Here is a 25,653-nt window from a genome sequence, read left to right as displayed (position 1 = left end):
TAGCCCGCGGGGGAGAACCGCCGGTCCGGGGTTCCCGTGCGGCGCCCGCGCCCGCGAGGATGGGGCCATGACGCTGCAGATCCACACCGTGCTCGCGCCGATGGGCCCGGCCACCGCCATCGAACTGACCGACGAGCAGGTCGCCGAGCTCGGCGGCGGCAAACGCGCCGCTGTCGTCGTCGGGATCGGCGGGCGCACCGCGCGGGTGCGTCTCGGCGTGATGGGCGGGCGCAACCTCATCGGGTTCTCGAAGGCCGTGCGTGCTGAGCTCGGTGTCGAGATCGGCGACGAGGTCGACGCCACCATCGATCTCGACACCGACGAGCGCGAGGTCGAGGTTCCCGCTGACCTGGCCGCCGCGCTCGAGGCTGCGGGGGTGAGGGCCGCGTTCGACGCCCTGACGTTCACCCGCCGTAAGGAGCTCGCCCGCGGCGTGACCGAGGCGAAGCGTCCCGAGACCCGCGAGCGGCGCGTCGCCGCCGCCGTGGACGAGGTCTCCGCTTCGTAAGAGGGTCGCCCGGCTGCGGTCCGGGTTACGCAGCCCGCCTGCGGGTCTCGCTGCGAAGTCCGGACTTCGCGCTGTGCTTGTGCGCGGAGGCGGGCCGGCCCGGTGAACGATCGCGTCGGATCGGGCACGGCGCGCCGCACCGGCGCGCCCGTCGGGCGTCAGAGTCCGTTCACCCTGCTGTTGTCGCATGGGGGTCATGGGTCGTTCGCTTGACGTGGTGCCACGGTCCGCTGTCGTCGGCACGGCAGCGATCGCGCTGGGCGCGGGGCTCGTTCTGCTCGCCGGACGTGCGGTGCTGAAGCGACAGGCGGCGGTCGCGAGGCGCCGCATCGGCAAGCCGCTCGGTGAGGAGGCGCTCGACGCCGACCGTGTGTGGGCCCGACGCTTCGACGGGCCGCCGATCGAGTTCGTCGTGCTCGGCGACTCGATAGCGGCCGGGCTCGGCGCGGAGCGGCGCAAGGACACGCTCGGCGCCCGCCTGGCGAAGGGCCTCGCGCGCGCCGAGCGCCGGCCGGTGCGGCTGCGCACCGCGGCGATCGTGGGCTCGGAGTCGTCCGTGCTGGCCGCTCAGGTGGACGCCCTTCCGGCCGGCTATCGCCCCGACGCGGCCGTCATCGTCGTGGGAGGCAACGACATCACGCACCGCGTGCCCGTGTCGACGTCTGTCGCCCACCTCGAGGAGGCGATCGTGCGCCTCCGCGCACGCGGCGCCGTGGTCGTCGTCGGCACCTGCCCCGACCTCGGTGCGCTGCGCCCGGTGCCGCAGCCGCTGCGGGCGTTGGGCTCGCGCCTGTCCCGCCAGCTCGCCGACGCTCAGGCCGTCGCCGCCGCCCGAACCGGTGCGCGTGCCGTGTCGCTCGGCCGGACCGTCGGGCCGTTCTTCGTGACCCAGCCCGACGAGATGTTCAGCCTCGACCGGTTCCACCCGAGCGCCCTGGGCTACCGACGCACCGCCGAGGCGCTGCTGCCCGCGCTCCTCACCGAGCTCGCCGCCGCGCGGGAGGATGCGGTCAGCCCCCGCTGACCGAGGCGGCCCACTCCGAGACGCGCGCGGCGCTCTCCTGATCCGACAGATCCTCGACGCGCGTCATGATCGACCACCGCACGCCGAACGGGTCGCGCACGCTCGCGTAGCGGTCGCCCGACACGAAGGTGGACGGCTCTTCGCGCACGGTCGCACCGGCGGCGACGGCGCGAGCGGTCACCGCGTCGGCGTCGGGCACGTAGATGCCGATCGAGTAGCAGTCGTCGTCGCCCTCCGGCGCCGGGACGAGCCCGTACGCGGGGGACGGTTCGCCGATCTGGAGGATGCCGAGGCCGAAGTCCAGCCCGGCGTGCACGACGAGCCCATCGAACTCGGTGACGTCGGTCACGCGCGCGCCGAATACGTCGCGGTAGAAGTCGAGCGCCTCCTTCGCCCCGCGGATCGCGAGGAAGGGGGTGAGGCTGGTCGCGCCGTTCGGACGGCCGTCGGTCGTGTGCGCGCCTGTGGCGCCTGTCGTGTTCTGAGTGCTCATGAGCCCATGCTCGCGGTGGACGGATGCTGCGGTCTTGGAGATACGCGACACCCTCGGTTCCCGGGTGTCCCAGCCGCGCACTACCTTGACGGAGTGACCGATCCGACGCGGGGGGTGCTCTACCCGCAGCGCCTGCCGAGCTTCACGCGGCTCAGACCCGAGGGCGAGGCATCCGCTCTCGCCGAGTGGTTCTGGATCCCGCAGTGGGAACTTCCCGAGGGCGTCGTGTCGCACCAGCCCGTCCTGGGCTATCCGGCCGCGAACCTCGTCGTCGAGCCGGATGTCGTCACGTTGTGGGGCGCCACGACGCGGGCTTCGGAGCGCGAGCTGCGCAGAAGCGGCTGGGCGGTGGGCGCTCTGCTGAAGCCCGCGGCCTTCGCCCGTCTGCACGGCGCGCCGAGCGAGCTGGTCGATGCGCACATCGTCCTCGACGAGCCGGAGCTGCAAGTCGCGGTGTCGGCGGCCATGCCCGACCTCGGTGCGGCGGTGGCCGCGGTCTCGGGATGGCTCCGGGAACGCGTCGGGCCGCCGACGTCCGACGCGCGCCTCGCGAACGCGATGGCGGACCTGCTGATGAGCGACCCGACGATTGTCCGGCTCGACGACGCGGCCGAGCGCCTGCGCGTGTCGGTGCGCACCCTGCAGCGGCTCGCGCACCGCACGGTCGGTCTGTCGCCGGCTGCGATGATCCGGCGCCGGCGCTTGCAGGAGGCGGCGCAGCGCGTGCGCGAGGACCCCGACGCGCCGCTGTCCGACATCGCCGCCGAGCTCGGCTACGCCGATCAGGCGCACCTCGCGAACGACTTCCGCGCAGTGCTGGGGTTCACGGCGACGGACTACCGCGCCGACCTGTGAGCGCTAGGCGCCGCTCGCCGACGCCGTGGTCACCCGCTTCTTCTCGCGCACGTACACCTCGCGGCGCACGCGCGCGACGACGTCTCCCGCGGCATCGGTGATGTCGGTCTCGAACCACTCCAGCACCTTCGCGCCGCCGCGTGCCCGCACGCGGAGCTCCTCCGCCTTCTCGCGCGGCACCGCGAAGTGCGCCGTGAGCACTCCGCGACCCGGCTTCAGGAACTCGATCTCGCCGCGGGTGTCCCACACCACGTAGTCGCGGCCGAGCTGATGCATCACCAGCATGAAGTAGTACGGGTCCGTCATCGCCGACATCGAGCCGCCGAACGCCGTTCTGACGTAGTTGCGAGTGAAGACGTTGACGTGCAGCTCGACCGTGGCGCTCGTCCAGTCCTCGGCGAACCTCCGCACGCGGATGCCGCTGAAGAGGTTGGGGATCCACAGGCTCATGCCGACGGCGAGGCGTCGAGGGGTCACGCGCATGGGCATCAGCATCGCTGCCCTCGCCCGGTGGGTCGTATTCGATTGGTCGATCTCCACAATCGGGTCGTGAACTTGTTCTAGTTGTCATAGAATTAACGTGTGTTGGTGAGGATCGATCCAGAGAGCGATACACCGCTGTTCGCGCAGATCGCCGCATCCGTGCGAGCGGATGCCGCGGCCGGCCGCGTGCAGACGGGTGACCGCCTTCCCGCGGCCCGTGAGATCGCGGCCGCGCTCAGCGTCAACGTCCACACGGTGCTGCACGCCTATCAGGACCTCCGCGACGAAGGGCTCCTCGAGCTCCGGCGAGGACGGGGTGCGGTGGTCACTGCACAGGCCGCGACCCTGGCGTCCCTCCACCACGACATCCACGACCTGGTCGCGCGGGCGCGCGCGGCAGGGCTCCCGTCCGACGCACTCGCCGCCCTCGTGAAGGAGATCGCCGCCGATGACGAACGCCACCCCCGCTGACCGCTCCGACCTGGTCGTCCGCCGCTTCGTGCTCGTCGCGGTGTGGCTGCCCGTCGCACTCGTCGCCCTCGCGGTCGGCGTGCAGCTCTTGCTTCTCCCGCAGGTGCCGTCGACGGTCGCGGTGCACTGGAACGCGGCGGGGGAGGCCGACGGCTTCGCGCCCGCGTGGACGCAGCCGCTGATGACCGTGGGGTTCGGGCTCGGCGTCCCGTTCCTGATCGCGGCGACGACGATGCCGGGACTGCGTCGCGGTGAGCGCGGGGCGACGTACCGGCTCATGGGTGCGACGGCGGCGGCGACCTGCGCCCTGACGACGGTGGCATTCACCGTCACGTTCGCGATGCAGGCGGGCCTGGACAGCGCCGACGACGCGCCCGCCGTGTGGGCCGCGCTCGCCGCGGCGCTCGCAGCGGCAGCACTGATCGGCGTGGCCGCCTGGCTCGTCCAGCCTCAGCAGCAGACCGCTCATGCCGCGCCGGTGCCCGGCGCTCCGCTCGCGCTCGCCGCGAACGAGCGCGCGGTGTGGGTGCGGGCGACCGCGATGAACACGGGCGGAGCGATCGCCATCGTCACCGCCGTGCTCGCCGTCGCCGTCGCGGCCGCCGTCGCCTGGCTCACCGGCGCCGAGCCGCTCGTGGCGTGGCTGGTCACCGGCATCGCGCTCCTGCTCCTGGTGTTGGCGGCGACGACGCTCGCCTTCCACGTCCGCGTGGACGACACCGGCCTGCACGTCGACTCGGTGCTCGGCATCCCGCGGTTCCACGTGCCGCTCGCCGACGTCGTCTCGGCGGCGCGCGTGGAGGTGAACCCGATGGGGGAGTTCGGCGGCTGGGGGCTTCGCCTCAGCACCGGGCGCCGGTTTGGCGTCGTGCTGCGCACAGGGGAGGCGATCGAGGTGCTCCGCCGCAGCGGCAAGCGGTTCGTCGTGACCGTCGACGACGCCGGCACCGGGGCGGCGCTCCTCGAGGCGCTCGTCGCGCGGGTGGCCGCCAGGTCTTGACGCCCGGTGGGTGGCCGGATTGGCTGAGGGCATGGCCGATCCAACCCCCGATACCTGGCGCCGCGTCGACGCTTACCTCACCGAGCTGCTGATCGGGCACGACCCCGGTCTTGAGCGGGCGGTCGCCGACCAGAACCATGCGGGCCTCCCGGCGATCGAGGTCGCGCCGGTCAACGGCAAGCTGCTGCACCTGATCGCCCGCATGTCGGGCGCGAGACGGGTGCTCGAGATCGGCACGCTCGGCGCGTACTCGACGATCTGGCTGGCGCGCGGCATCCCCGCCGGCGGCCAGGTCGTCACCATCGAGGCCGAGCCTCTCAACGCGGAGCTCGCCCGCGCGAACGTCGACCGCGCCGGCGTCGGCGACAAGGTCGAGATCCGGCTCGGCCGCGGCGCCGACGTGCTGCCCACACTGGAGGGCGGCGAGCCTTTCGACCTCGTCTTCATCGACGCCGACAAGGAGTCGAACACGATCTACCTCGATTGGGCGGCCCGACTCGGACGGCCAGGCACCGTCGTCATGGTCGACAACACCGTCCGCGGCGGCGAGGTGGCGAACCCTGCGACAGAGAATCCCCAGGTCATCGGTGTGCAGCGCGGACTCGAGATGCTCGGACGCGACCCGCGGTTCGACGCGACCGCCATCCAGACGCTCGACGCCAAGGGCTACGACGGGATCGCGATCGCGCTCGTCGTATGACGGATGCCTGTGGTCTCGGCATCCGTCATCACTAGACTCGTGGGCGGACCGACGACGCTCCGACGAACCACCCTCCACCAAGCAAGGAGACCCCCTGTGGCACAGATCGAGGCTGTAGGCGCCCGCGAGATCCTCGACTCGCGCGGAAACCCGACCGTCGAGGTGGAGGTGCTGCTCGACGACGGGATCGTCCAGCGCGCGGCCGTCCCCTCGGGCGCGTCGACCGGCGCTTTCGAGGCGTACGAGCTGCGCGACGGCGACAAGAGCCGCTACGGCGGCAAGGGCGTGCTGAAGGCGGTCGCGGCCGTCATCGACGAGCTCGGCCCCGCGATCGAGGGCGTCGAGGCGAGCGAGCAGCGTCTCGTCGACGAGATCCTCATCGCCACCGACGGCACCGAGAACAAGTCGCGCACGGGAGCAAACGCCATCCTCGGCGTGTCGCTCGCGGTGGCCAAGGCTGCCGCCGACTCGGCCGACCTGCCGCTGTTCCGCTACCTGGGCGGCCCGAACGCGCATGTTCTGCCCGTGCCGCTGTTCAACGTCATCAACGGCGGCGAGCACGCCGACAACGGCATCGACTTCCAGGAGTACTTCCTCGCGCCGATCGGCGCGGAGACCTACGCCGAGTCGCTGCGGTGGGGCACCGAGGTCTACCACGTCCTCAAGGGCGAGCTGAAGGCCGCCGGCTTCTCGACCGGCCTGGGCGACGAGGGCGGCTTCGCGCCGGACCTGCCCAGCAACCGCGAGGGCCTGGACTTCCTCATCAAGGCCATCGAGAAGGCCGGTTTCACCCCCGGAACGGACATCGGCGTCGGCCTCGACGTCGCGGCGACCGAGTTCTTCAAGGACGGGGTCTACACCGTCGAGGGCAAGGCCTGGTCGGCTGAGCAGCTGACCGACTACTACGCCGACCTGGTGGCGAACTACCCTGTCGTCACGATCGAGGACGCCCTCGCCGAGGACGACTGGGACGCGTGGAAGGACCTCACCGACAAGATCGGCAAGAAGGTGCAGCTGGTGGGCGACGACCTGTTCGTCACGAACCCGGAGCGCCTGCAGCGCGGCATCGACCTCGGCGTCGGCAACGCGCTGCTGGTGAAGGTGAACCAGATCGGCACGCTGTCCGAGACGCTCGACGCGATCGCCCTCGCCACCCAGAACGGCTACCGCTCGATGCTGTCGCACCGTTCCGGTGAGACCGAGGACACCACCATCGCCGACCTCGCGGTCGCCGTCAACGCGGGTCAGATCAAGACCGGCGCGCCCGCCCGCAGCGAGCGCGTCGCGAAATACAATCAGCTTCTGCGCATCGAAGAGGAGCTCGGCGAGGCCGCGGTGTTCGCGGGCCGCGGAGCCTTCCCCCGTTTCAAGGGCTGATGCACTGAAGACGCTGTAAGAGAGGGGGAGCCGTGGCCAAGACGACGGCTCCCCTTTCTCGTACCCCGGCGGCGGGCGCCGGTGCCGGTGCCGGTGCGCCCCGTCGCCGCCCCGTGAGCGCACGACGCCCGGTCGATGTGCGCGCGTGGCTCGGAGGCATCCGTCTCTCCGGCTTCATGGTCATCATGATGGGCCTGGTCGTGCTCGCGGCCTTCGTGCTCGTGCCCACGATCGGCACCTACGTCGACCAGCGCCAGCAGGTCGCCGCCCTCGAGGCGGCGGTGCAGGTCAGCCGCGACGACGTCGCCGAACTCGAATCGCAGCGCGACCGCTGGCAGGACCCCGCGTACATCACCACGCAGGCGCGCGAGCGGCTGTACTACGTGAAGCCCGGCGAGGTGGTGTACCTCGTCGACGACGATCTGCCGCCCGAGCTCGCGCCGCAGGAGCAGGCCCCGGTGAGCGACGAGCTCCGGGCCGCCGATGCGGACTGGATGGCGAAGCTGGTGCGTTCGGTCACCGAGGCGGGGCTCGCGCAGACCGTGGCGCCTGTGACCGTGGGCGTGCCCGATCCCGAACCCTCGACCACCCCGACGCCGTGAGCGTCGCGCCGCCGGGATGACGGCGGCGCGTTCGCCCGCGGCGCGGCCCAGGACCGTCCCAGGTGGCGCCGGTAGCCTGGGCCCGACCAAGGAGCACCTCTGTGACGACCCCGCCGTACCCCCCTGTCAGCGACGCCGACCTCGCCGTGCTCCGGGAACAGCTCGGTCGTCCCGCGCGCGGTGTCGTCGGGATCGCCGCGCGCTGCGTGTGCGGCAACCCCACGGTGGTGGCGACGTCGCCGCGCCTTCCCGACGGCACGCCGTTCCCGACGTTCTACTACCTGACCCACCCCGCTGCGACCGCCGCGATGTCGGTGCTCGAGGCCGAGCATGTGATGCGCGAGCTCTCGGACGAGCTGGCAGCCGACGAGGACGTCGCCGCCGCCTACCGGCGCGCGCACGAGGCCTACCTGCGGGACCGCGCCGAGTTCGGCGAGGTCGACGAGATCGCCGGCATCTCCGCCGGCGGCATGCCGACGCGCGTGAAGTGCCTGCACGCGCTCGCCGGCCACGCGCTCGCGGCCGGCCCAGGCGTCAACCCGATCGGCGATCGCGCGCTGGCGATGTCGTCGTGGTCGCCCGAGCGCTGCGTCTGCGCGCAGCCGGGATCGGGCGGATGATCCGGCGCCTGCTCGCGGCTGTCGCCGCGGCCGCCGTCGCGACGACCCTCGTCGTGGCCGGGCCTGCGGCCGCGCAGGCGGCCCCCGCCGACGACCCGGTGCGCAGCGCCGAGTACTGGCTGACCGACTACGGCATCGAGAAGGCGTGGGAGACCACGCGCGGCGCCGGTGTGAAGATCGCGGTCATCGACACGGGGATCGGCCGCGGACCCGTCGCCTTCGACGGTGCGGTCGCCGGGGGGACGGATGTCTCGGGCGCCGGCTCGTCCGATGGGCGCACGCCCGTCGGCGCCGTCGACAAGGACCACGGCAGCTGGGTCGCCTCCCTCGCCGCGGGCAGGGGCACCGGCCCGGAGACCGGCATGATCGGCGTCGCGCCCGAGGCGCAGCTGCTGTCGGTGTCGGTCGCGTTCGGGTCCTCGGCGCCGCGGCCGTTCTCCGACCAGATCGCCGACGCGATCCGCTGGTCGGTGGACAACGGCGCCGGCGTCATCAACATGTCGCTGACGACGAACGTGCCGGACTGGCCTGAGAGCTGGGACGACGCCTTCCTCTACGCCTTCGAGCACGACGTCGTGATCGTCGTCGCCGCGGGCAACCGGGGAAGCGGCACCACCCGCGTCGGCGCGCCCGCGACCATCCCCGGCGTGCTGACCGTGGGCGGCGTCGACCGATCGGGCAAGGCCAGCGTCGAGGCGTCGACGCAGGGCATCACGATCGGGGTCACCGCGCCGAGTGAGGAGCTCATCGGGGTGTCCGCCGACTCGACGCTGGTCTCGTGGGACGGCACCAGCGGCGCAGCACCGATCGTCGCCGGCATCGCGGCGCTCGTGCGTGCGGCGCACCCCGAGCTCGACGCGAACAACGTGATCAACCGCATCATCAAGACCGCTCACCCCGCAGCGGGTGCGAAGGACGTGCCGGACGTCCTCTACGGCTATGGACTGGTGGATGCCGCGGCCGCCGTCACCGCGAGCATCCCGAGCGTCACCGCGAACCCCATGGGCAGTCTCGAGGACTGGGTGCGCCTGTACCGGCGGGCGCCGGTCGCGCCTCTGCCGGAGGAGCCGGCCGTACCCGTGGAGGTTCCGCCGCTGCCGGACGCCGATCCGGCGACGCGCGCCGCATCCCCCCTTCTTCCCGATCGCGACACCGTCATCTACGGCACTCTCCCGCTCCTGCTGGTCACTGCGACGGCTATACTGGTGGCGCTCGGCGTCACCGCTGCTGTCCGACGCATCCGATTGGCGTCCCGCGCGCCGAGCCGCTGACACAGGAGGAGTACTCCAAACCGTGACCAACACCGTGCCCAAGATCCTCATCGTCGGTGGCGGATACGCAGGCTTCTACACGGCCTGGAAGCTCGAGAAGCATCTGCGCAAGGGTGAAGCGGACGTGACGATCGTCGACCCGCTGCCCTACATGACGTACCAGCCGTTCCTCCCCGAGGTCGCCGCCGGCTCGATCGAAGCCCGCCACTCGGTGGTCGCACTGCGTCGTCACCTCAAGAAGACCAACGTCGTGGCCGCCAAGGTGACCGGCATCAACCACGCGAACAAGGTCGCGACGATCACGCCGATCGCCGGCGAGCCGTACGAGTTCGAGTACGACCAGATCGTCGTCACCGCGGGTGCCGTCTCGCGCACCTTCCCGATCCCCGGGATCGCGGACAACGCGATCGGCCTGAAGACGATCGAAGAGGCTGTCGCGATCCGCGACAAGCTGATGTCGAACTTCGACAAGGCGTCGACCCTGCCCGCCGGTCCCGAACGCGACCGTCTGCTGACCGTCGTCGTCGTCGGCGGCGGCTTCGCGGGCATCGAGGTGTTCGCCGAGCTGCGCTCGCTCGCCTCCTCGCTGGTCAAGAGCTACCCGCAGCTGACCTTCGACGACACGCACTTCCACCTCATCGAGGCGATGGGGCGCATCATGCCCGAGGTGTCGCTGAAGACGAGCGAGTGGGTGCTCAAGAACCTCGCGAAGCGCGGCGCCTCGGTGCACCTCGACACGCAGGTGACCGGTGCCGTCGGCGGCAACATCGAGCTGTCGACCGGCGAGACCATCCCGAGCGACCTCATCATCTGGACGGCCGGCGTCATGGCGAACCCCACCGTGGTGCGTGGCGGCGACCTGCCCGTCGAGGAGCGCGGTCGCATCCGCACCCGCGCGGACCTCCGTGTCGGCACCGAGGACGAGGTCGTCGAGGGCGCCTGGGCCGCCGGCGACGTCTCGGCCGTGCCCGACCTCACAGGCGGCGGTGTGGGCGGCTACTGCGTGCCCAACGCCCAGCACGCGGTGCGTCAGGCGAAGCTCCTCGCGAAGAACCTCGTCGCGGTCCTGCGCGGCGAGCTGCCCCGCGAGTACATCCACAAGAACCTCGGCGCTGTCGCGGGCCTCGGCCTCTGGGTCGGCGTGTTCCAGTCCGGCAACATCGCCCTCAAGGGCTGGATCGCGTGGCTCGCCCACCGCGGTTACCACGGCCTGGCCATGCCCTCGTGGGAGCGCAAGTGGCGCGTGCTGTGGGGCTGGTGGAACAACTTCTGGCTCGGCCGCGACATGGTGAACCTGTCGACCGTCCAGAACCCGCGCTACGTCTTCGAAGAGTTCGCCGCGCGCCCGCGACCGCCGCAGCCGGTCGAGGCGCCCGCCGACACGGCTGCTCCCGCGGCCGCGCCGGCCAAGAAGGCGCCCGCGCGCAAGGCTCCGGCGAAGGTCGCGGCCGACGCCGAGAAGGTCGCCGCGAACTGACGTCGAACGCCGGATGCCGCAGGCTCGTCTGAGAAGATGAGCCTGCGGCATCCGCGTTCCCGGCGGCACGCGACCCGCCCCCGTAGCCCAACGGCAGAGGCAGGCGACTTAAACTCGCTCAAGTGTGGGTTCGAATCCCACCGGGGGTACTCCCGCCAGACCCTCGCGTTCCCCGAGAAGGCCCGCTAGCCTGGGCAAAACCGGCGAGGGGATTCCGGCATGAGCGGGCACAGCGCGGACAGGCAGGGCGAGGCCGCCACGAGCGCACCGAAGAACACCTGGGGGTGGAAGTTCACGGCGCTGTTCATGGGCGCCCCGCCGATCGCGGTCTACGGCGCTGAATCCGACGTCGAGCAGGAGCGCGCCGCGAGGGCGAAGGACTGACCCCAGGACAACGTGGCCCGATCGGCTGCGAACGGCCTTCCACATGCGGTCATCGGAACCGCTCCCAGCGCTCTAGGCTGGGGCGATGTGCACGCACCCGAAGCGAGCCGTATGAGTCTCGATCTTCTGTCCACGCCCACGGCGACGAAGCCGTGGGACCACCCCGCGTCCTACTGGGACGCCATGAGCCATGCCCTGGCGGACGTGAGTGGCCCGGTCGCCGCCATCAGCGCCGAGGCGCTGCGTTACAACGCCCTCGACCTCGTGGTGCGCGCCGGCGGCGTGCCGATCCGCGTCGCCAGCAAGTCGGTCCGCGTGCGCGAGGTGCTGGACGCCGTCCTGGCTCTGCCCGGCTACCGGGGCATCCTCGCGTTCACCCTTCCGGAGGCGCTGTGGCTCGCCGAGACGATGGACGACATCGTGCTCGGCTACCCGACGGCCGACCGCGCCGCGATCGCCGCCCTGGCCGCCGACGAGGCCGCGGCGACGCGCATCACACTCATGGTCGACGACCTGGCGCAGCTCGACCTGGTCGACACTGTCGCCGCACCCGGCGCGCGGCCCGAGATCCGCGTGGCGATCGACGCCGACGCCTCGTGGCGCGCGCCCGCCCTCGGGCACATCGGCGTGCTCCGCTCGCCCGTGCACGAAGCGGCTGAGGTGGCCGCGCTCGCGCGCTCGATCGCCGCCCGCCCCGGATTCCGCCTCGTGGGCCTCATGATGTACGAAGCCCAGATCGCCGGCCAAGGCGATGCCACCGGATCCGGCGATGCCGTGATCCGCTGGATGCAGCGCCGGTCGGCCGCCGAACTCCTCGATCGGCGCGGCGCCATCGTCGCGTCGTTGCGCGACATCGCCCCGCTCGAGTTCGTCAACGGCGGCGGGACCGGATCCCTCGAGCTCACGGCATCCGATCAGGCGGTCACCGAGGTCACCGCCGGCAGCGGCCTGCTCGCCGGCCACCTGTTCGACGGCTACCGCGCATTCGATCCCGCGCCGGCAGCGGCCTTCGCGCTGGAGGTCGTGCGCAAGCCGGCCCCCGATGTCGCGACCGTGCTCGGGGGCGGATGGATCGCCTCCGGCCCGGCACTCGAATCGCGTCAGCCCCGCGCCGTATGGCCCACCGGCCTGCGCATGGCGCCCCGCGAGGGCGCCGGCGAAGTGCAGACGCCGCTTCGCGGCGACGCCGCGCGCGGTCTCCGAGCGGGCGACCGGGTCTGGTTCCGGCATTCCAAGAGCGGCGAGCTCGCGGAGCGCGTGGACCGCTACCACCTCGTCGACGGCGACGCCAGGGCGGGAGAGGTGGCGACCTACCGCGGCGAGGGTAAGGCGTTCCTGTGACCCGCCCCGGAGCAGTGTGGCGCAACTGGGGCCGCACGGAGTCGGTGCGGCCCCAGCGCACGGAGTTCCCCCGTACGGTCGATGCGGTGCAGCGCGCCGTCGTCGCGGCGGCGGCGCAGCGGATGCCGATCAAGGCGGTCGGCGCCGGCCACAGCTTCACCGGCATCGCGGTGGCGCCCGGCGCACTCCTCGAGCTCCGTGACCTCAGCGGGCTCGTATCGGTCGACGTAGACCGCGCCCAGGTGACGCTCCTCGCGGGCACGCGCCTGCACGAGGTCCCATCGCTCCTCGCGCCGTTCGGCCTCGCCATGGAGAACCTCGGCGACATCGACCGCCAGTCCATCGCAGGCGCGATCTCGACCGGCACGCACGGCACGGGGGAGCGCTTCACCGGCATCGCGGGCCAGGTGGTCGGCGCAAAGCTGGTGACGGCCTCGGGCGACCTCTTCACCGTGAGCGAGGACGAGAATCCGGAACTCGTGCCGGCAGTGGCGCTCGGGCTCGGCGCACTCGGCATCCTCGTCGAGGTGACGATCCAGTGCGTGCCCGCCTTCGTGCTGCACGCGGTCGAGCAGTCCGAAGACCTCGAAGAGGTCCTCGGCGGCTTCGACGAGCGCGCGGCGGCCGCCGATCACTTCGAGTTCTACTGGTTCCCGCACACCGACCGCGCGATGACCAAGACCAATACGCGGCTCCCCGAGAGCGCGCCACGGCATCCGCTGCCCGCCGTGGGCAAGTGGATCGACGACACCCTCGTCGGCACGGGCGTCCACCAGGTCGCGTGCGCGGCCGGCGCGGCGATCCCGGCGCTCGTGCCGCCGATCAATCGGCTCTCGGCGAAGATCTGGGGGAATCGGGAATTCACGGATGCCTCGGCCCGCGTCTTCGCGACGAACCGGTCCGTGCGATTCCGCGAGATGGAGTACGCGGTACCCGTCGAGAACCTGAAGCCGGCGTTCGAGGCGATGCGCGCACTCGTCGACGAGCGCGGCTGGCGGATCGGGTTCCCCATCGAGGTGCGGGTCGCGGCGGCCGACGACCGCTGGCTCTCGACGGCTCACGGCCGCGACTCGGGCTACATCGCGGTGCACCGGTACTGGCGCGAGGACCCGACCGAGTACTTCGAGGCGGTCGAAGAGATCATGCTCGGCTTCGACGGCCGGCCGCACTGGGGCAAGATGCACACCCTCGGCGCCGACGCCCTGCGGTCGCGCTACCCCCGGTTCGACGACTTCGTGGCTCTGCGCGACCGCCTCGACCCGGAGCGGCTGTTCCGCAACGCGTACCTCGATCGCGTGCTCGGTGGGTAACGGCTGAGAGTCGGGGAATACCCCACGTGCGAGGGGGTTTCTCGTCGGTAGGATGAGGGCACTATCGAACGGAGCCTCGGCAATGGAATGGCTGATCCCAGTCCTCATCGTGTTGGCGCTCGTCGTCATCGTCGGCATCTATCTCTGGGCGACGTACAACTCGCTCGTCCAGCTGAATGTGCGGGTGGACGAGGCGTGGAGCGACATCACGGTGCAGCTCAAGCGACGCGCGGACCTGCTGCCGAACCTCATCGAGGCCGTCAAGGGCTACGCGGCTCACGAGAAGGCGGTGTTCGAGAACGTGACCAGGGCCCGCGCAGAGACGCTGTCGGCGTCGGGCCCCGCTGAGGCGGGCGTCGCCGAGGGACATCTGCAGCAGGCGCTGAAGTCGCTGTTCGCGGTGGCCGAGGCCTATCCGCAGCTGCAGGCGAGCCAGAACTTCTTGCAGCTGCAGCAGTCGATCGTCGACACGGAAGACAAGATCCAGGCCTCGCGCCGGTTCTACAACGGCGGCGTCCGCGAGCTCAACACGAAGATCAAGGTCTTCCCGAACAACCTGTTCGCGCGCAACCTGGGATTCCATGAGCGCGAGTTCTTCGAGGTGATCGACGGCGCCGCGATCTCGGAGCCCCCGCGCGTTCAGTTCTGAGTCGGGGCCGGGTCAATGCGACGAGGCAGCGTTGATGCGGTTCGATTCAAGGTTGAGCGAGCGGAGCGGGTCGAAACCGCGTGACGCACGTCGGACGTCGGACGTCGGCGATAGCGTCGGGACATGGTCCATCGGCTGAGCCGCGAGCAGGCGCGCCGCGTCGCGCTGCGCGGGCAGCTTCTGACGGCTGAGAGGCCGGCGGGGATCGTCGAGACGATCGACGCGCTCACCGTGGTGAACATCGAGCCGACCGCCGCGATCGCGCCCAGTGCCGACCTCATCCTGTGGAGCCGGCTCGGGTGGCCCTATCAGCCTGCCGACCTGGTGCGTCTGTGCGAAGAGGACCGGGCGGTGTTCGAATGGGGCGGCTTCTACCGCGCCATGACCGACCTCGCCCTGCTCATCCCCGAGATGCGGCGCCGACCCGAATCCGCGCAGGCGCGCGAGTGGCTCGCGGCGAACGAGGCCTTCCGGCGCGAGGTCCTCGCGCGACTTCGTGCCGAGGGGCCGCTGCGGGCGGCTGACATCCCCGACGCCGCGCAGGTGTCGTGGCGTTCGTCAGGCTGGACGAACAACCGCAACTCGATGCAGCTCCTCGAGATGCTGGTGCTGTGCGGCGATGTGGCCGTGTCGTCGCGAGATGCCCGGGGCCGCTTGTTCGACGTGGCCGATCGCGTGTACCCGAGGGAAGTGCCGCATCTGACCGACGAGGACGCCGGGCGCGAGCGCGCAGAGCGTCGGCTCGCGTCGCTCGGGATCGCGAGGGTGAAGGGCATCGCCCAGCCGTTCGAACCGATCGACGTCGGTGAGATCGGCGAACAAGCCGTCGTCGACGGGGTCGACGGCGTCTGGCGCGTCGACGCGGACGCCCTGGCCGCGGCCGACGTCTTCGTGGGGCGCACCGCACTGCTGTCGCCGTTCGACCGTCTCGTGTTCGATCGGCGGCGGCTCGAAGAGCTCTTCGGCTACGAGTACCTGCTGGAGATGTACAAGCCGGCTGCGAAGCGGCGGTGGGGCTACTTCGCGCTGCCGATCCTTCACGGCGACCGCTTCGTCGGAAAGCTCGACGCCAAAGCCGACCGCCGGGCGGGCCTGCTCCGCGTGCATGCCGTGCACGAAGACGAGCCGTTCACCGACGAGGTCAGAGAGTCCGTGGACGCCGAGATCCAGGACCTCGCCCGCTGGCTCGGGCTCGAGGTGGTCGGTCCGGGCGCCTGAGTCCGGTCGATCGCCGGATCAGCCCGCGAGCGCCTCGACGTCGAGGTCTCGTGCGCCTGCGACGGGCTCGTCCGGGGCGAGCGGCACCGGCTCCGCTGGACCCGCCTCGTGGCGCGTCGCCTCGGGCAGGACCCGGGCGAGGTCGTCGGTGGCATCGCCCCAGCGTGAGACGGAGAGGGACTCGAGGCCCTGCCAGGCTGCGGCGAGCCGGAGTTCGTCGGCGAGGCGAGGCGCAGCATCGGGAGGCCCGCCGTGCTCCCACCACGCGGACTGCACGAGCAGTCTCGAGGCGGCGCGGTCGGCTTTCAGATCGACGCGGCCGACGATGTCGTCGCCGATGAGCACGGGCAGCGAGTAGTACCCGAACCGGCGACGCGGTGCCGGTGTGTAGATCTCGATGCGGTACTCGAAGTCGAAGAGCCGCTCGGCACGATCGCGGAACCACACGACCGGGTCGAAGGGCGTCAGGATCGCGGCGGCGTCGACTTTGCGGGGCACGACGGCGTCGGCGTGCAGCCACGCCTTGGCCGGGCGACCGGCGGTCGTCCACCCTTCGACGGTGATCGGGTGCAGTTCGCCGGCGTCGACCAGGTCGCCCAGGGCGGTCGTCACGGCCTTGCGGTCGGCGATACGCCAGTAGTCGGCGATGTCGGCGGCGGTCGCGACCCCGTACGCGCGCGCCGCGCGACGGGTGAGCTCGTGCACCGCGTCATCACGGGGGACCGGCGCCTCCAGCACGTGGCGTGGGATCACCTGTTCGGCGAGGCCGTACCGTCGCTCGAAGCCGCGACGGCCGGCGATCGCCACCTCGCCGAACATCCAGAGATATTCGAGGGCCTGCTTGACGACGTCCCAGTCCCACCAGGGGCCGCGCGCGCTCTCTTTGGCGTCGTGCTCGATCTGCGCCGGGCGAAGCGGACCGCGATCGGCGAGCTCGGCGCGCACCCAGTCGACGATGTCGCGGTTCGCGTCGAACCAGCCACCGGGCTTGCCGTACTTCGCACGCAAGGCCTGCATGCGGAAATCGAACAGTCCCCAGTCTTCGGCCGGGATGAAGGCGGCGACGTGAGCCCAATACTCGACGTAGGGTGAGCGCCGCGCGAACAGCAGGCGGTCGAGCGCGGCGGTGTCATAGGCGCCGACGCGCGAGAACAACGGCATGTAGTGGGAACGGGCGAAGACGTTGACCGAGTCGATCTGAAGCGTCGCCATGCGTGCCAGTGCGCCGTTCAGCTGCCGGGTGCCGGCGGCGGTGGGTCGGGGTCGCCCGAACCCCTGGGCGGCGAGAGCGACGCGGCGCGCCTCCGCGGCGCTGAGTGAGGACTTCACGCGCGCCAGCGTAGCCCGGGGCGCGGACATCGCGCCGACGGCCGTTCATGACCGGCGCGGAATGCGACGCGCCTAGACTGGGTCAATGAGCGGCCCCGACGAAAAGCCCCGCGGCTCCCTCTTCGACGCCGTCCGCGACCGCAGCAGAGTCGTGTCGACCGAGACGTCCGCGGCGGTCCCGCACGGCCTCCGCGTCGCGACCGCCTACTCGTGGCGGCTCATCGTCGTCGCCGCCGCGATCGGGGTCGGCGTGTGGCTCGTCATACAGCTGAAGCTGCTGGTGATCCCGCTCCTCATCGCCATCCTCATCACCGCACTGCTGTGGCCCGCCTTCACCTGGATGCTGCGGCGCCGCGTGCCGCGCTGGCTGGCGATCGTCATCGCAGTGGTGGGCACCATCGCGATCGTGTCAGGGCTGCTCTGGCTCGTGGTCTGGCAGATCATGCAGCAGTGGGGCTCGGTGCAGGCGAGCACCGTCGCGGCGATCGAGCAGTTCCGGCAGTACCTCATCGACGGCCCCCTCCACCTGAGCGAGGACCAGATCGACGACCTCCTCGCACAGGGCTGGACCTTCCTGCAGCAGCAGGCCGAGCTGCTGTGGTCGGGCGCACTCGCCATCGGCTCCACGATCGGCCACGTCGTCACCGGCGCCGTGCTCGCGTTCTTCATCCTGCTGTGCCTGCTCGCCGACGGCGCAGGCATCTGGCGCTGGACCCTGCGGCTGTTCCCCAAGAAGGCGCGACCCGCCGCCGACGGCGCCGGCCGCGCGGGATGGATCACCGTCGTCAACTACGCGCGCACGCAGCTTCTCGTCGCGACGATCGACGCCGTCGGCATCGGTCTGGGCGCCGCGCTCCTCGGGGTGCCCCTGGCGATCCCCGTCGCCGTGCTCGTGTTCCTCGGCGCGTTCGTGCCGATCGTCGGTGCCGTGGTCACCGGAACGGTCGCCGTCTTCCTCGCGCTCGTCTACAACGGTCCGTGGATCGCGCTGTGGATGCTCGTGGTCGTCCTGGGCGTGCAGCAGCTCGAAGGTCATGTGCTCCAGCCGCTCCTGATGGGCTCCGCCGTCAAGGTCCACCCGCTCGCGGTGGTGCTCGTGGTCGCGGGCGGTGCCATGATCGCAGGGATCCCGGGAGCCCTCTTCGCCGTGCCGCTCGCCGCGTTCGTGAACGTCGTGGCGGTCTACCTGGCCGAACGCGCGTGGGAGACCGGCGCCAGACCCACCGGGGATCTCATCTGGAGTACCGTCCCCCGGCAGAGGAGAGTCCGTTCGTGACCACCGCCATGTCATCCGCCGATCAGGCCGCCCAGACCGCGCCCGCCCCGGCGGCGCTCGCCTCGGCCGTTCCGACGCTCGCGGACTTCGAGGATGCTGCCGCCACCCTCGAGGGTGTCATCGCGCACACCCCGCTCGACGCCTCGCTGCACCTGTCGGACGTCCTGGGCGTGCCGGTGCACCTCAAGCTCGAGAACCTGCAGCGCACCGGGTCGTTCAAGATCCGCGGGGCGACCTACCGCCTGTCGCGGCTCACCGCCGAGGAGCGCGCCCGCGGCGTCGTGGCCGCCTCGGCAGGCAACCACGCGCAGGGCGTGGCGCTCGCGGCGAAGGCGCTCGGGATCCATGCGACCATCTTCATGCCCCTCGGCGTGCCGGTGCCGAAGCTCCTCGCCACGCGCGGGTACGGCGCCGACGTGGTGCTGGAGGGCGCCACCGTCGAGACGCCGCTGCGCCTTGCAGCGGAGTTCGCCGAGCGCACGGGCGCCGTCTTCATCCACCCGTTCGACCACCACGACGTCATCGCCGGTCAGGGGACCCTGGGCCTCGAGCTCATGGACGAGCTGCCCGACCTCGACACCGTCGTCCTCGGCATCGGCGGGGGAGGACTCGTCGCCGGCGTCGCCGCCGCGGTCAAGGCGCGCGCCGCGGCGGAGGGCCGTACGGTTCGGGTGATCGGCGTGCAGGCCGAGAACTCCGCCGCGTATCCGGCGTCGCTCGAGGCGGGGCATCCGCTCGAGGTCCCGACATCGCCGACGATCGCCGACGGGATCGCGGTCGCCCGGCCGGGGGACCTGCCCTTCCAGATCATCCGCGATCTCGTCGACGAGGTCGTGACGGTGACCGAGGACGACATCGCCCGCGCCCTGCTGGTGCTGCTCGAACGCGCCAAGCAGGTCGTCGAACCCGCGGGCGCGGTGGGTGTCGCGGCGATCCTGGCCGGCAAGGTCGTCGCCACCGGTCCGACCGTCACGGTGCTCTCGGGCGGCAACATCGATCCGCTGCTGCTGCAGCGCGTCGTCGCGCATGGGCTCGCGGCATCCGGTCGGTACATGACGCTGCGCATCCCGCTGCCGGACCGCCCCGGTCAGCTCGCGCGCGTGTCGGAGCTGCTGGCGATCGCCGGGGCGAACGTCATCGAGGTGCTGCACACCCGCCACGGGCAGGGCATCCAGATCAGCGAGGTGATCCTGCAGCTGAGCGTCGAGACGCGCGGCGAGGAGCACCGCGCGCATGTCATCTCGGTGCTCGAGGATGCGGGCTACGCGCCCACGGTCGTTCCGGACTAGGCGAAGCCGCGTCCGGCGGCCTCAGAGGACCCGCTGGGGCCGCAGTCGGGTCACTGCCCGTTGTAGGTCTCGACCTTGACGATCTCGACGGCGATCTCACGGCCGTTGGGGGCGGTGTACGACGTCTTCTCGCCCTCCTTGCGGCCAAGGATGGCGACGCCCAGAGGCGAAGCCTCGCTGTAGACGTCGAGCTCCGAGCCGACGGCGATCTCGCGGTTGCCGAGCAGGAAGACCTCTTCGCCGCCCGCCACGATCGCGGTGATGACGGTGCCGGGCTCGACGACTCCGTTGCTCTCGGGCGCCTCGCTGACCGTCGCGGTCTTGAGCAGGTGCTGGAGCGTGCGGATGCGCGCCTCCTGCTTGCCCTGCTCGTCCTTGGCGGCGTGGTAGCCGCCGTTCTCCTTGAGGTCGCCTTCTTCGCGCGCGGCCTCGATGCGCTTGGCGATCTCCTCGCGGCCGGTGGTGGAGAGGTGCTCGAGCTCGGCGGCCAGGCGATCGTAGGCGTCCTGGGTGAGGAAGGTCACGGGGGCGTCGGTGGACACGGCTGACTCCTTCGTTGGGCCCGCTGCCGACCGGAGCGGTACGGGCATAAACCGAACGCCCCGGCTCACGGCCAGGGCGCGATTCTACTGATGTCCCGCCAGACTACGTCACGGCGCCTGTTCGGACAAACTCATCCGGGCAGCACCCAGCACGAATTCACGAAGCCGGTGGTGGCGAGCGCGGTCGTCGGGATCGCCTCGCGGAAAGCGCGCGCGTGGAGGTCGGATGCCGGCAGCTCGACGATCCGCCAGCCCACCACTCCGTGCTCCTCGTCCTGCGCCTCGATCGCGCATGCGACCGCGGCGCCGGGGGGATTGCTGATCTGGAATCCGAGCATCACGGAGTGCTCGTCGACGACCTCGAACGATGTCGTGTCCGAGTCGACGGAGTTGAGCGACCCCCGCACCGTGAACCAGCCGAAGAGGCCGACGACGCCGACCGCGACGACGATGCCGGCGCCGATGAGCCACGCCCGTGCGGGGGAGCGGCGGCGGCCGTACCGCTCGTCGAGCATGTCCTGCGTGGTCATGCCGCTCCTTCGGGCTCGTCGGGTCGGATCGGAAGATTAGGCTGGAACTCCAGGCTATGCGCTCGCGCGCACCCCCGATGACACAGCCCGCCCCGCGGGCAGAGCGAGGACCCCATGCAGCACGCGATCGTCGCACTCCTTTCCGCCGCGACGACTCCGACGCCGACTCCCACTCCCGCGGTCGATCCGAACCTCGTGAGCCCGGGAGTCGTGGGATTCCTGTTCACCGCGCTCATCGCGATCGCCGTGATCTTCCTGATCTGGGACATGATGCGTCGCATCCGCCGGGGCCGCGTGCGCGCCGACATCCAGGAGCAGCTGGACGCCGAGGAGCAGGCGGCGCGCGCCACGGAGGCCACCGAGGTCGACGACCAGAGCATCGACCCGGCGGCCGACGAGGGGCGCGGGGACGCCGCGGCGCCGCCCAAGGGCTGAGCCGCCCGAGCGGTGGCGGCGACGGATGCTGCGGCCCGCAGCCGGACCCGCGCGCCCGAGGGGCGCGGGGACCGTCTCGTCCTCAGTTCGCAAGCCCCAGTGACGGAGAGTACGGGTGCAGCGCGATGATGAGGCACGCCGTCCAGTGGCAGAGGAATGCCAGCACCGTGCAGACGTGGAAGATCTCGTGGAACCCGAAGTGGCCGGGCCACGGGTTGGGGCGCTTGAGCGCGTAGACGACGGCGCCGCCGGTGTAGAGCAGGCCGCCGATGGCGACGAGGACCATCATGGCCGCGCTGGCCCGGAACAGCGGCACGATGTACATGACGGCCGCCCATCCCAGGAGGAGATACAGGGCGACATAGAGCCAACGCGGGGCGTGGATCCAGAAGACGCGGAAGAGGATGCCGAGCAGCGCGCCGCTCCAGACGAGGACCAGCAGAAGCGCTCCCTGCTGGGGTGGCAGTGCGAGCACCGCGATCGGAGTATAGGTGCCCGCGATCAGCAGCAGGATGTTGGCGTGGTCGATGCGCTTGAGGATCGCCTTGGTCTTCGGCTTCCAGTCGAACCGGTGGTACAGCGCGGAGTTGCCGAAGAGCAGCAGCGAGGTGGCCATGAACACCGCCGACGCCCACTTCGCCGGCGCGCCCTGCGCGAGGACGATGAGCACGATGCCGGCCGCGATCGCGATGGGGAAGGTCGCCGCGTGGATCCAGCCGCGCCACGTCGGCTTGAGATCGGGCGTCGAGGCGTCGACGGCCGCGGCATCCATCAGCGGCAGCACGGGGACCTCAGGGGCCCGGGGAAGACTGCGACGACGGCTCATGTGCCCAGCGTAGAGGGGGGTGCATGCCGCGAGGGGAACATGCCCGGTCGCGGGGGAAGCGGTACTGGGTCGCACGCTAGGGTCGACGTCGCGACCGGGGTAGCGTAGGCGTGTGGCGCGCGGCGAGACGAACGAGGGCAGGGGGCCCCTGTATCGGCTCTACATCAACCGCCTCCGTCGACGTCTGGACCCGGCATCCGTTCCCCGCCACCTCGCGATGATGATCGACGGCAACCGCCGGTGGGCCAAACAGCTCGGCTACGACTCCGCCGCGCACGGCCATCGCGCGGGCGCGGCCAAGATGAAGGAGTTCCTCCGCTGGTGCGACGACGTGGGCATCCGTGTCGTGTCGCTGTACCTCCTGTCGAACGACAACCTGCGCAAACGCGATTCGCGGGAGCTGTCCGACCTCATCGAGATCATCGCCGAGCTCGCCGATGAGCTCTCGCACGAGCGCGACTGGCGCGTGAAGCACGTGGGGCGGGCCGACCCACTGCCGGAGGACCTCAGGCGCGTGCTCGCGGACGTCGAGACCCGCACGAAGGACAACGCAGGGATGCATGTCAACCTCGCGGTCGGCTACGGCGGCCGGGGTGAGATCGTCGACGCCGTGCGCAGCATCATCGCCCAGCATGACGAGCGTGGCGGGTCGCTCGAGGAGCTGGCGGCGAGTCTCACGCCCGAGCAGATCGGCGAGCACCTCTATACCGGCGGCCAGCCCGATCCGGACCTCGTCATCCGCACTTCGGGAGAGCAGCGGCTGAGCGATTTCCTCCTGTGGCAGTCGGCGCACTCGGAGTTCTACTTCGTCGAGGCGCTCGGACCGGATCTGCGCGAGGTGGACTTCCTGCGCGCCATCCGCGACTTCGCCTCGCGGGACCGCCGATACGGCGGCTGATCGGCCTGTCACACCGGGGTTCGCACCTCTGCCAGAATGATCCGCGTGACGGATCTGGATTCATATCTGGCGTCGTTCGATGGGGAACCGGGGTATCTGGACTGGGCGGCGTTCGGGCCGCTCTCTCCTGCGGTCCGCAGCGAGGCGCAGGGGGACACCGAGCTGCTCGGCTCTGGCCGCCGCACGAGCATCGAGCTCGTCGCCGAGCACGTGCGTGAGGCCCGCGAGCTGGTCGCGGAGCTGATCGGGACGGATGCCTCGCACGTGGTGCTGCAGCCATCCACCACGTACGGGCTCATGCACGCGATCTACGGGCTCGCCGGCGGGCTCATGCTCGGTCGCGGCGAGTTCCCGAGTCTCACGGTCGCGGCCACACGCGCCTCGGAGGCGTTCGGATCGGTGCAGCTGCAGTGGGTCGAGCCGCCTGACGGCTTCATGACACCCGATGCGATCCGCTCGGCACTCTCCGACGACACCCGCGCCGTCGCGGTCAGCCTCGTCGACTTCCGCACCGGGTACCGCACCGACCTGTCGGCGATCCGCGAGGTGATCGGCGATCGCCTTCTCATCGTCGACGCCGTCCAGGGCTTCGGCATGGTCGAGGCCGACTACCTCGCTGCCGACGTGGTCTGCGCGAACGGCTACAAATGGCTGCGCGCCGGCCGCGGCACCGGGTTCGCCTGGTTCGGCGACCGCGCGCTCGAGCGCATCGCGCCCGTGCTGTCGGGTTTCCAGGGCGTCGACGGCGAACTGCCCGTCGACGCAGTGCCGGCTCCGTCGGCCTCCGCCCAGGCGTTCTCGGTGGCAGGCCTCGACACGCTGGCTGCCGCACGCCTGGCCACGGCGCTTCGCGAGGTGGTCGACGTGGGCGTCGCCGAGATCGAGGCGCTCCTGGCGGCGCGCGCTGCGGACGTCATGTTCTTCGCCGACCGGTACGAGGTGCCGGTGGTCACTCCCCGCGAACCCGGGCGGCACGCGGGCATCGTGACCCTGGAGCCCGCCGCGCAGGATGCGGCCCCGCTCGCCGCCTCGCTCGCGAACCACGGCCTGACCGTCACCACGCGCAGCGGTCGCATCCGGGTCGCCCCGCACGTCGGCACCGGTGCCGACACGCTGCGGCTGTTCGGCGACGCGCTCGCGGCCTTTTCGTCCTCACGCGTCTGGTGACGTGGATGCGGCGTGTGCAGCATCCGTTAACCAACATGTCACGCGATCTTGCGTGTCGGGCGCGTCCGTTGTCGCAGGGCGGCCTTAGCGTGAGCGCATCGGGCAAGGAGCCCGGTCGAGTCGGCCTTCCGGATCGCGACTCGTGACCCATGGTCGACTCGTGACTGCCGGGTGAAGCACCCGGGGCGGGAGTGGGTTGTGACCACACGAGCACCACACGAGCAGCGCAGTCAGGACCTCGAGCGGGTCGCCGATTCCGATCAGGATCTGCGGACCTATGTTCTCGACACCTCGGTGCTGCTGAGCGATCCGCGGGCGTTCTTCCGCTTCGCCGAGCACAGCGTCGTGATCCCCGTCGTGGTGATCACGGAGCTGGAGGGCAAGCGGCATGATCCCGAGATCGGCTACTTCGCCCGGCAGGCGCTGCGCCATCTCGACGAACTCCGCGTCGAGCATGGACGCCTCGATTTCCCCGTTCCGGTCGGTCAGGGCGGCACGCTCCGCGTCGAGCTGAACAACACCGATGCGACGGTCCTCCCCTCGGGGATGCGGCTCGGTGACAACGACAGCCGGATCCTCGCCATCGCGATGAACCTCGCCCAGGACGGGCAGGAGGTCACCGTCGTCTCGAAGGACCTGCCGATGCGGGTCAAGGCGGCGTCGCTCGGCATCACCGCGGAGGAGTACCTCGCCGAGCAGGCGGTCGATTCCGGCTGGACCGGCATCTCCGAGCTCGATGTGTCGGGCGACGACATCAGCGACCTCTACGAGAGCGAAGTCGCCTCCAGTGAGGACGTGCAGGGACTCCCGGTGAACACGGGCCTGATCATCCACTCCGAGCGAGGCTCGGCGCTGGGTCGCGTGGTCGGTGACGGCGAGTACCGTCTGGTGCGCGGCGACCGCGAGGTGTTCGGCCTGCACGGGCGGTCTGCCGAGCAGCGGATCGCCATCGACCTGCTTCTCGACCCCGAGGTCGGCATCGTGTCGCTCGGTGGCCGCGCCGGCACCGGCAAGTCGGCGCTCGCCCTGTGCGCGGCGCTGGAGGCGGTGCTCGAACGGCAGCAGCAGCGCAAGATCATCGTGTTCCGGCCCCTGTTCGCCGTCGGCGGGCAGGAGCTCGGCTACCTGCCGGGGGACCAGCAGGAGAAGATGAACCCGTGGGGCCAGGCGGTCTTCGACACGCTCGGCTCCGTCGTGTCGACCAACGTGCTCGACGAGGTGGTCGAAAGAGGCCTCCTCGAGGTGCTGCCGCTGACGCACATCCGCGGTCGTTCGCTGCATGACGCGTTCGTGATCGTCGATGAGGCGCAGTCGCTCGAGCGCAACGTGCTGCTGACGGTGCTGAGCCGCATCGGGCAGAACTCGCGCGTCGTCCTCACCCACGACGTAGGCCAGCGCGACAACCTGCGGGTCGGGCGCCACGACGGTGTCGCCTCGGTCATCGAGACGCTCAAGGGCCATGCGCTGTTCGGCCACGTGACGCTGGTGCGGTCGGAGCGGTCGGCCATCGCCGCGCTCGTCACCGACCTCCTGGAGGCGGGAGAACTCGCCTGAGCGCCACTGCCATCAGCTGACGAT

28 protein-coding genes and 1 tRNA gene are annotated in these 25,653 nt (G+C 71.0%); 23 read left to right on the top strand and 6 right to left on the bottom strand.

All coding sequences use genetic code 11. The features are described 5' to 3' along the window. Positions 1-67 precede the first annotated feature (67 nt). A complete protein-coding gene (locus tag J2Y46_RS18310; RefSeq protein ID WP_310244284.1) occupies positions 68-508 on the top strand; it encodes a YdeI/OmpD-associated family protein in 441 nt (146 codons plus the stop codon). 196 nt (positions 509-704) lie between these two features. Continuing rightward, positions 705-1,532, top strand: a complete 828-nt coding sequence (locus J2Y46_RS18305) for an SGNH/GDSL hydrolase family protein (protein ID WP_310244281.1) — start codon at positions 705-707, stop codon at positions 1,530-1,532. Here the strand turns inward: J2Y46_RS18305 and J2Y46_RS18300 are convergent. Beyond that, positions 1,519-2,025, bottom strand: coding sequence for a VOC family protein (locus J2Y46_RS18300; RefSeq protein ID WP_310244278.1), 507 nt, complete (start codon positions 2,023-2,025; stop codon positions 1,519-1,521). The genes J2Y46_RS18305 and J2Y46_RS18300 overlap by 14 nt on opposite strands. Before the next feature lie 93 nt (positions 2,026-2,118). Here J2Y46_RS18300 and J2Y46_RS18295 point away from each other — a divergent pair, with 93 nt between their 5' ends. Next, entirely contained in the window at positions 2,119-2,880 is a 762-nt protein-coding gene (locus J2Y46_RS18295) for a helix-turn-helix domain-containing protein (protein WP_310244274.1), read from the top strand. A 3-nt stretch (positions 2,881-2,883) separates the two neighbouring features. Here J2Y46_RS18295 and J2Y46_RS18290 read toward each other — a convergent pair whose 3' ends face one another. Further along, a complete protein-coding gene (locus J2Y46_RS18290) occupies positions 2,884-3,363 on the bottom strand; it encodes a DUF4442 domain-containing protein (RefSeq protein WP_045296805.1) in 480 nt (159 codons plus the stop codon). Positions 3,364-3,462: 99 nt separating this feature from the next. Here J2Y46_RS18290 and J2Y46_RS18285 point away from each other — a divergent pair, with 99 nt between their 5' ends. From J2Y46_RS18285 to J2Y46_RS18220, 14 genes are all read left to right on the top strand, one after another. Continuing rightward, complete coding sequence (locus J2Y46_RS18285) at positions 3,463-3,834, top strand: GntR family transcriptional regulator (RefSeq protein WP_045296721.1); 372 nt, start codon at positions 3,463-3,465, stop codon at positions 3,832-3,834. Beyond that, positions 3,812-4,834, top strand: coding sequence for a DUF1648 domain-containing protein (locus J2Y46_RS18280; RefSeq protein ID WP_310244270.1), 1,023 nt, complete (start codon positions 3,812-3,814; stop codon positions 4,832-4,834). Before J2Y46_RS18285 ends, J2Y46_RS18280 begins: the two co-directional genes overlap by 23 nt. 31 nt (positions 4,835-4,865) lie before the next feature. Further along, positions 4,866-5,534 (top strand): O-methyltransferase, encoded by a 669-nt coding sequence (locus J2Y46_RS18275; RefSeq protein ID WP_310244268.1) that lies wholly within the window; start codon positions 4,866-4,868, stop codon positions 5,532-5,534. Between the two features lie 96 nt (positions 5,535-5,630). Beyond that, entirely contained in the window at positions 5,631-6,911 is a 1,281-nt protein-coding gene (gene eno, locus J2Y46_RS18270) for a phosphopyruvate hydratase (protein WP_045296727.1), read from the top strand. 32 nt (positions 6,912-6,943) lie between these two features. Continuing rightward, positions 6,944-7,513, top strand: a complete 570-nt coding sequence (locus tag J2Y46_RS18265; RefSeq protein WP_245619494.1) for a septum formation initiator family protein — start codon at positions 6,944-6,946, stop codon at positions 7,511-7,513. A 101-nt stretch (positions 7,514-7,614) separates the two neighbouring features. Further along, the gene (locus tag J2Y46_RS18260) at positions 7,615-8,133 is read left to right on the top strand and encodes a DUF501 domain-containing protein (protein ID WP_310244266.1); all 519 of its coding nucleotides are present in this window, start codon (positions 7,615-7,617) and stop codon (positions 8,131-8,133) included. Further along, positions 8,130-9,404: a S8 family serine peptidase gene (locus tag J2Y46_RS18255; protein WP_310244263.1), complete on the top strand. Its 1,275-nt coding sequence runs from the start codon at positions 8,130-8,132 to the stop codon at positions 9,402-9,404. Before J2Y46_RS18260 ends, J2Y46_RS18255 begins: the two co-directional genes overlap by 4 nt. 34 nt (positions 9,405-9,438) lie before the next feature. Further along, complete coding sequence (locus J2Y46_RS18250; protein ID WP_045296808.1) at positions 9,439-10,881, top strand: NAD(P)/FAD-dependent oxidoreductase; 1,443 nt, start codon at positions 9,439-9,441, stop codon at positions 10,879-10,881. A gap of 76 nt (positions 10,882-10,957) precedes the next feature. Further along, positions 10,958-11,030, top strand: a tRNA-Leu gene (locus J2Y46_RS18245). 70 nt (positions 11,031-11,100) lie between these two features. Then, positions 11,101-11,265: a hypothetical protein gene (locus tag J2Y46_RS18240; protein WP_157005331.1), complete on the top strand. Its 165-nt coding sequence runs from the start codon at positions 11,101-11,103 to the stop codon at positions 11,263-11,265. Between the two features lie 111 nt (positions 11,266-11,376). After that, complete coding sequence (locus J2Y46_RS18235) at positions 11,377-12,606, top strand: alanine racemase (RefSeq protein WP_310244260.1); 1,230 nt, start codon at positions 11,377-11,379, stop codon at positions 12,604-12,606. Beyond that, a complete protein-coding gene (locus J2Y46_RS18230) occupies positions 12,603-13,916 on the top strand; it encodes a D-arabinono-1,4-lactone oxidase (protein WP_045296730.1) in 1,314 nt (437 codons plus the stop codon). The genes J2Y46_RS18235 and J2Y46_RS18230 overlap by 4 nt, the downstream gene beginning before the upstream one ends. An 82-nt stretch (positions 13,917-13,998) precedes the next feature. Next, positions 13,999-14,565 (top strand): LemA family protein, encoded by a 567-nt coding sequence (locus tag J2Y46_RS18225; RefSeq protein ID WP_045296731.1) that lies wholly within the window; start codon positions 13,999-14,001, stop codon positions 14,563-14,565. Positions 14,566-14,688: 123 nt separating this feature from the next. After that, positions 14,689-15,783: a DNA glycosylase AlkZ-like family protein gene (locus tag J2Y46_RS18220; RefSeq protein WP_310244257.1), complete on the top strand. Its 1,095-nt coding sequence runs from the start codon at positions 14,689-14,691 to the stop codon at positions 15,781-15,783. Positions 15,784-15,801: 18 nt separating this feature from the next. Here J2Y46_RS18220 and J2Y46_RS18215 read toward each other — a convergent pair whose 3' ends face one another. Continuing rightward, positions 15,802-17,112: a DNA glycosylase AlkZ-like family protein gene (locus J2Y46_RS18215; protein WP_310244255.1), complete on the bottom strand. Its 1,311-nt coding sequence runs from the start codon at positions 17,110-17,112 to the stop codon at positions 15,802-15,804. A gap of 85 nt (positions 17,113-17,197) precedes the next feature. Here J2Y46_RS18215 and J2Y46_RS18210 point away from each other — a divergent pair, with 85 nt between their 5' ends. Further along, positions 17,198-18,388 (top strand): AI-2E family transporter, encoded by a 1,191-nt coding sequence (locus tag J2Y46_RS18210; protein ID WP_045296734.1) that lies wholly within the window; start codon positions 17,198-17,200, stop codon positions 18,386-18,388. 8 nt (positions 18,389-18,396) lie between these two features. Then, a complete protein-coding gene (gene ilvA, locus J2Y46_RS18205) occupies positions 18,397-19,677 on the top strand; it encodes a threonine ammonia-lyase (protein ID WP_045296809.1) in 1,281 nt (426 codons plus the stop codon). A 50-nt stretch (positions 19,678-19,727) separates the two neighbouring features. Here the strand turns inward: ilvA and greA are convergent, their stop codons facing one another. Together greA and J2Y46_RS18195 are read right to left on the bottom strand one after the other, a co-directional pair. Continuing rightward, positions 19,728-20,219 carry a transcription elongation factor GreA gene (greA, locus tag J2Y46_RS18200; protein ID WP_045296735.1) on the bottom strand — a complete coding sequence of 164 codons (492 nt, stop codon included), beginning with the start codon at positions 20,217-20,219 and terminating at the stop codon, positions 19,728-19,730. A 131-nt stretch (positions 20,220-20,350) separates the two neighbouring features. Beyond that, positions 20,351-20,749: a DUF4307 domain-containing protein gene (locus J2Y46_RS18195; RefSeq protein ID WP_045296736.1), complete on the bottom strand. Its 399-nt coding sequence runs from the start codon at positions 20,747-20,749 to the stop codon at positions 20,351-20,353. Between the two features lie 114 nt (positions 20,750-20,863). On the opposite strand from J2Y46_RS18195, the gene J2Y46_RS18190 reads away from it, so the two are divergent. Beyond that, positions 20,864-21,184, top strand: coding sequence for a hypothetical protein (locus tag J2Y46_RS18190; RefSeq protein WP_045296737.1), 321 nt, complete (start codon positions 20,864-20,866; stop codon positions 21,182-21,184). 82 nt (positions 21,185-21,266) lie between these two features. Here J2Y46_RS18190 and J2Y46_RS18185 read toward each other — a convergent pair whose 3' ends face one another. Next, the gene (locus tag J2Y46_RS18185; protein WP_211255845.1) at positions 21,267-22,010 is read right to left on the bottom strand and encodes a hemolysin III family protein; all 744 of its coding nucleotides are present in this window, start codon (positions 22,008-22,010) and stop codon (positions 21,267-21,269) included. A 112-nt stretch (positions 22,011-22,122) separates the two neighbouring features. On the opposite strand from J2Y46_RS18185, the gene J2Y46_RS18180 reads away from it, so the two are divergent. The 3 genes from J2Y46_RS18180 (at position 22,123) to J2Y46_RS18170 (ending at position 25,629) form a co-directional block, all read left to right on the top strand. Beyond that, a complete protein-coding gene (locus J2Y46_RS18180) occupies positions 22,123-22,908 on the top strand; it encodes an isoprenyl transferase (protein ID WP_310244247.1) in 786 nt (261 codons plus the stop codon). A 36-nt stretch (positions 22,909-22,944) separates the two neighbouring features. After that, complete coding sequence (locus tag J2Y46_RS18175) at positions 22,945-24,075, top strand: aminotransferase class V-fold PLP-dependent enzyme (RefSeq protein ID WP_310244244.1); 1,131 nt, start codon at positions 22,945-22,947, stop codon at positions 24,073-24,075. 198 nt (positions 24,076-24,273) lie between these two features. Beyond that, on the top strand, positions 24,274-25,629 hold the full coding sequence (locus J2Y46_RS18170; protein WP_045296741.1) for a PhoH family protein: 1,356 nt from the start codon (positions 24,274-24,276) through the stop codon (positions 25,627-25,629). Positions 25,630-25,653: the final 24 nt, after the last annotated feature.

Source organism: Microbacterium sp. BE35, from assembly GCF_031457705.1.
Lineage (GTDB): Bacteria > Actinomycetota > Actinomycetes > Actinomycetales > Microbacteriaceae > Microbacterium > Microbacterium trichothecenolyticum.
The sequence above is the reverse complement of the archived record's forward strand: the minus strand, read 5'-3'. Positions and strand labels throughout refer to the sequence as shown.

Excerpts from the sequence above, each read along its gene's own strand:
- J2Y46_RS18235 (WP_310244260.1), top strand. The coding sequence starts at position 11,377 with ATGAGTCTCGATCTTCTGTCCACGCCCACGGCGACGAAGCCGTGGGAC.
- J2Y46_RS18290 (WP_045296805.1), bottom strand. The coding sequence starts at position 3,363 with ATGCGCGTGACCCCTCGACGCCTCGCCGTCGGCATGAGCCTGTGGATC.
- J2Y46_RS18225 (WP_045296731.1), top strand. The coding sequence starts at position 13,999 with ATGGAATGGCTGATCCCAGTCCTCATCGTGTTGGCGCTCGTCGTCATC.
- J2Y46_RS18190 (WP_045296737.1), top strand. The coding sequence starts at position 20,864 with ATGCAGCACGCGATCGTCGCACTCCTTTCCGCCGCGACGACTCCGACG.
- J2Y46_RS18310 (WP_310244284.1), top strand. The coding sequence starts at position 68 with ATGACGCTGCAGATCCACACCGTGCTCGCGCCGATGGGCCCGGCCACC.
- J2Y46_RS18280 (WP_310244270.1), top strand. The coding sequence starts at position 3,812 with ATGACGAACGCCACCCCCGCTGACCGCTCCGACCTGGTCGTCCGCCGC.
- J2Y46_RS18220 (WP_310244257.1), top strand. The coding sequence starts at position 14,689 with ATGGTCCATCGGCTGAGCCGCGAGCAGGCGCGCCGCGTCGCGCTGCGC.
- J2Y46_RS18275 (WP_310244268.1), top strand. The coding sequence starts at position 4,866 with ATGGCCGATCCAACCCCCGATACCTGGCGCCGCGTCGACGCTTACCTC.
- J2Y46_RS18240 (WP_157005331.1), top strand. The coding sequence starts at position 11,101 with ATGAGCGGGCACAGCGCGGACAGGCAGGGCGAGGCCGCCACGAGCGCA.
- J2Y46_RS18255 (WP_310244263.1), top strand. The coding sequence starts at position 8,130 with ATGATCCGGCGCCTGCTCGCGGCTGTCGCCGCGGCCGCCGTCGCGACG.
- J2Y46_RS18210 (WP_045296734.1), top strand. The coding sequence starts at position 17,198 with ATGAGCGGCCCCGACGAAAAGCCCCGCGGCTCCCTCTTCGACGCCGTC.
- ilvA (WP_045296809.1), top strand. The coding sequence starts at position 18,397 with ATGTCATCCGCCGATCAGGCCGCCCAGACCGCGCCCGCCCCGGCGGCG.
- J2Y46_RS18175 (WP_310244244.1), top strand. The coding sequence starts at position 22,945 with ATGATCCGCGTGACGGATCTGGATTCATATCTGGCGTCGTTCGATGGG.
- J2Y46_RS18195 (WP_045296736.1), bottom strand. The coding sequence starts at position 20,749 with ATGACCACGCAGGACATGCTCGACGAGCGGTACGGCCGCCGCCGCTCC.
- J2Y46_RS18185 (WP_211255845.1), bottom strand. The coding sequence starts at position 22,010 with ATGAGCCGTCGTCGCAGTCTTCCCCGGGCCCCTGAGGTCCCCGTGCTG.
- J2Y46_RS18300 (WP_310244278.1), bottom strand. The coding sequence starts at position 2,025 with ATGAGCACTCAGAACACGACAGGCGCCACAGGCGCGCACACGACCGAC.
- J2Y46_RS18305 (WP_310244281.1), top strand. The coding sequence starts at position 705 with ATGGGTCGTTCGCTTGACGTGGTGCCACGGTCCGCTGTCGTCGGCACG.